The sequence below is a fragment of the Micromonospora sp. URMC 106 genome (assembly GCF_051386395.1).
Lineage (GTDB): Bacteria > Actinomycetota > Actinomycetes > Mycobacteriales > Micromonosporaceae > Micromonospora.
In genome coordinates this window covers 1-263 of the sequence record NZ_JBPQTP010000281.1, presented here as the reverse complement: position 1 = coordinate 263, position 263 = coordinate 1, and the positions used below count along the sequence as shown (strand labels likewise).

At 71.1% G+C, this 263-nt stretch carries 1 protein-coding gene; it reads left to right on the top strand.

What is annotated here, in order from left to right:
• Nucleotides 1-263 (top strand): beta-ketoacyl synthase N-terminal-like domain-containing protein (locus ACSNOB_RS32115; RefSeq protein WP_436691214.1); only part of this gene is annotated, 263 nt, incomplete at both ends.

Genomic DNA, 263 nt, shown 5'->3' with positions numbered 1-263 from the left:
CCGCAGCAGCGGCTGCTGCTGGAGACGTCCTGGGAGGCGGTCGAGTCCGCCGGCATCGACCCGACCAGCCTGAAGGGAGGCGCGGTCGGCGTCTTCGCCGGTGCCAGCTTCCAGGGGTATGCCAGCGGATCGGTGGGTCGCGCCCAGGAGGTCGGCGGCCATCTGCTCACCGGCAACGCGACCAGTGTGCTGTCGGGTCGGGTGGCGTACTCGTTCGGTTTCGAGGGGCCGGCGGTGACGGTGGACACGGCGTGTTCGTCGTC